Below are 3,736 nucleotides of genomic sequence, written 5' to 3'. Positions count from 1 at the left end.
GGAATGGCTGCACGCCTACGCCCGGTTCTTCGCCACCCCACGTTCGTTCGTCGACGGCCGCCCACGGCTGCTCCCGTTGGAAGATCTCCGGGGCGACGAGTTGGACCGCTGCGAGCGCCTCTTCCAGGAGTTGCTGGAGCTGCGCTCCGTGCCGAAGGCCCCCGACGACTCGATGGTCCGTTCGCCGTGGGAAGGCATGTGGCACTTCGCGGACCGGTCACCGATCACCGTTGTCTGCGCCGGCCTGCCCGTCGAGCTGCGCCCGAGCCAGGCTCTCTCCACGCCGGAGAGCCCGGACTATGTCGCGCTCGACGCCTACGCCGACCTCGACGCGCTGCTGGAGCTACACAGCCACGTCTATGCGGCGAACCCCGGGGTCAGCGTGCACCACACCCTGTCCGACGGGCTGACCAGTGAGGACGTCACCAATCACCTCGTCCTTCTCGGTGGTGTGGACTGGAATCCCATGACGCGCCGGGTGCAGCAGTCGTTGGATCTGCCGGTGGCCCAGCACCGGGAAGCGGACGACCCGGAGGGCGGTTCTTTCCAGGTGCGCGACCACAACGGACAGATCACTACTTTCCGATCGACAGTGGAGGGGGAGGCGCCACACCGGCGCCTGATCGCTGATGTCGCCCAGTTCTGCCGCGCGCCGAACCCGTTCAACCGGAAGAGGTCGGTAACCATCTGTAACGGCATATTCGGCCGAGGTACTTACGCCGCCGTGCGGACGCTCACCGATCCGCGCTTCCGGGATCGGAACAGGGCGTACCTCGAACAACGCTACGGGCCCGGGGAGGCCTACAGCATCCTCGCCCGGGTGGACATCGTCGCCGGCGAGGTCATCACCCCGGACTGGACGCGGGACGGCACGGTGTTGCATGAATGGTCGAGCGTGGCATGACCGCCGCCCTGCAACCGCCCGGCCCGCGGCCCGTCCGGCACCAGACCTTCCACCATCAGCTGCTGATGCATCGGAACGAGGCGCCGTCCGGTGACGTCTCGGCGCTGGTGGTGCCGACCAGCCGGGACCCGATCACCATGCGGCCCTCGCTGCGGCTGGCTCACGAGCTCGACCGGCCGGTGGTCGCCCTGTGCAGTCAGTGGTCCAACGCGGCGAAGGTGCGCCGGGAGGCCGAGATCCTCGACGCGCCGTTGATCGTGGTCGAGGTCGGAAAGGTGACCGGGCTGCCGGACTTCGCCTGCGACGCGCTGCTCGCGAGCCGGAAGCGGCTGAACCGGGTCAACGACGTCAGCGTCAAACGCAATCTCGGCCTGGCCGTCGCCCGGATGATGCGCTGGCCGCACATCGCCTTCCTCGACGACGACATCACCCAGGTGCAGCCCGACACGATCCGCAAGGTCGGCGGGCTGCTGGAGGACTTTCCGGTGTCGGCGATGCGCAACTTCGGTTATCCCGACAACTCGGTCGTCTGTCACGCCCGCCGAGAGGTGGGCCTGCCGCAGGACGTCTTCGTCGGCGGCGGCGCCATGGCCGTCCGGGCCGACCCCGGCACCCTGTTCTTCCCCACCATCTACAACGAGGACTGGCTCTTTCTGGTCGGCCGGCGCCGGATCGAGCGGGTCGCGGTGTACGGCCGGGTCCGCCAGGATCCGTACGACCCGTACCGGTCGCCGGAGCGGGCCCGTTCCGAGGAGTTCGGCGACTGCCTGGCCGAGGGCCTGTTCTCGCTGTGGGACCTCGACAATCCCCGGCTCGCCGCCGACGAGCGGTTCTGGCAGTCGTTTCTCGCCGACCGCCGGGCGATGATCGACGACATCCTGGGCCGGCTCCGGCGGCTACGTCAGGATGAGCGCGGCGACCGGATCGTCGAAGCCCTGAAGGTCGCTCGCGGGTGCTGCGAGGCCATCGATCCCGCCTTCTGCGTCGCGTACCTGAGGGCCTGGCAGGCAGACCTCGACGTCTGGACGCGGTTCCAGGCAGATCTGCCCGAGCACGACGACCCGGTTGCGGCCTTCGCCGCCCTCGGGCTCAAGGCGTACGTGCATCGGCCCGCCCCGTAGACTGGCCTGTTGTGAGCCTTACCATCGGGATCGTCGGCCTGCCCAACGTCGGCAAGAGCACCCTCTTCAATGCCCTGACCAAGAACGACGTGCTCGCCGCGAACTACCCGTTCGCGACGATCGAGCCCAACGTCGGCGTGGTCGGGCTGCCCGACGAACGGCTGGGCAAGCTCGCCGAGGTCTTCAGCTCCGAGAAGATCCTGCCCGCGCCGGTCTCGTTCGTCGACATCGCCGGCCTGGTCCGGGGCGCCTCCAAGGGCCAGGGCCGGGGCAACGCCTTCCTGGCCAACATCCGCGACGCCTCGGCGATCTGCCAGGTGGTCCGGGCCTTCTCCGACCCCAACGTGCTGCACGTCGAGGGCAAGATCGCGCCCGCCGACGACATCGAGACGATCAACACCGAGCTGATCCTGGCCGACCTGCAGACGGTCGAGAAGGCGCTGCCGCGCCTGCAGAAGGAAGCCAAACTCAAGAAGGACCGCCTGCCGGTCGTCGCGGCCGCGGAGGCCGCCTTCAAGCTGCTCGACGAGGGCACGACCCTGTACGCGGGCGCCAAGGCCGCCGGCATCGAGCTGGAGCTGCTGTCGGAGCTGCACCTGCTGACGACCAAGCCCTTCCTGTACGTCTTCAACGTCGACGAGGCCGAGCTGGGCAACGCGGCGTTCCTGGACGAGATGCGCGCCCTGGTCGCACCCGCCGAGGCGGTGTTCATGGACGCGAAGATCGAGTCGGAGCTCATCGACCTGCCCGAGGACGAGGCGATGGAGCTGCTGGAGTCGACCGGCCAGACCGAGCCCGGCCTCAACCACCTCATCCGGGTCGGCTTCGACACCCTCGGCCTGCAGACCTACCTGACCGCCGGCCCGAAGGAAGCCCGCGCCTGGGTGATCCCGGTCGGCGCGACGGCCCCGGAAGCGGCGGGCGTGATCCACTCGGACTTCCAGCGCGGCTTCATCAAGGCCGAGATCGTCAGCTTCGACGACCTGATGGCGGCGGGCTCGATGGCCGCGGCGAAGGCGGCAGGCAAGGTCCGCATGGAAGGCAAGGACTACACCATGAAGGACGGCGACGTCGTCGAGTTCCGCTTCAACGTCTGAGTGGTGGTTAGGGTCGGTCTGGGTCGGGTTCGGGCATGCCGGTCTTGAAGGCGGAATGCAGGTCAGCCGCGAACCGATCCCAGCCCACCTCGGGATCGGGCTCGCTCCATGAGAAGGGCACCTCTTTGACAGCGACGGCCCAGGTCATGTGGAAGAGGCCGGTCTCGCGCATGCGCCTCAGCATGATGGCCATCCTCTGCACATACGAGGCACCGGCGAAGATCGGGTCGGCCGTACCCAACGTGCGGCTGACACCGACCGCTCTGCTGGTATCCGGGTTGTCGGCCATGACGAAGATGTAAGCGCGGCGCATCTGCGGTGGAAGAAGCCCCTTGAGCTCGGCCTGGCGAGTGTCCTCGGCCACACCGAAGATCTCGTCCGCTCGGTTGTTGAGGTTCTTTCCCTCGCTTCCGAGCATCGATTTGTACTCGACCGCGAGGACTGGAATGTCCTCCTGGACGAGCACCAGATCCCACGACTTGGTGGCTCGATAGAATCCGGGCAGGGTGGCGCCCTTATTCTTGTGAATGTGCAGCCCGGTCGCTCCGGTGGCGTTGATCTCGTCGACGACCAACTGATGAATGGCGTCCATGTGCCGGCCGCCGGTGACGGCG

General features: G+C 67.7%; 4 protein-coding genes. 3 read left to right on the top strand and 1 reads right to left on the bottom strand.

Annotated features, from left to right (window positions below; all coding sequences use genetic code 11):
* The 3 genes from DMB66_RS62125 to ychF form a co-directional block, all read left to right on the top strand.
* Positions 1-904, top strand: a 904-nt coding sequence (locus tag DMB66_RS62125; RefSeq protein ID WP_158647728.1) for an XRE family transcriptional regulator, incomplete at its 5' end; no start/stop codon positions are given.
* Positions 886-2,025 carry a hypothetical protein gene (locus DMB66_RS58865; RefSeq protein WP_125812596.1) on the top strand — a complete coding sequence of 380 codons (1,140 nt, stop codon included), beginning with the start codon at positions 886-888 and terminating at the stop codon, positions 2,023-2,025. The genes DMB66_RS62125 and DMB66_RS58865, both read left to right, overlap by 19 nt.
* Positions 2,026-2,036: 11 nt before the next feature.
* Positions 2,037-3,122 carry a redox-regulated ATPase YchF gene (gene ychF, locus DMB66_RS58860; RefSeq protein ID WP_125812595.1) on the top strand — a complete coding sequence of 362 codons (1,086 nt, stop codon included), beginning with the start codon at positions 2,037-2,039 and terminating at the stop codon, positions 3,120-3,122.
* Between the two features lie 7 nt (positions 3,123-3,129).
* On the opposite strand, the gene DMB66_RS58855 is transcribed toward ychF, so the two are convergent.
* Positions 3,130-3,736 (bottom strand): PaeR7I family type II restriction endonuclease (locus DMB66_RS58855; protein ID WP_125812594.1); only part of this gene is annotated, 607 nt, incomplete at its 5' end.

Source organism: Actinoplanes sp. ATCC 53533, assembly GCF_003947245.1.
Note: the sequence above shows the minus strand (reverse complement) of the source record. Positions and strands in the feature narration are given on the sequence as shown.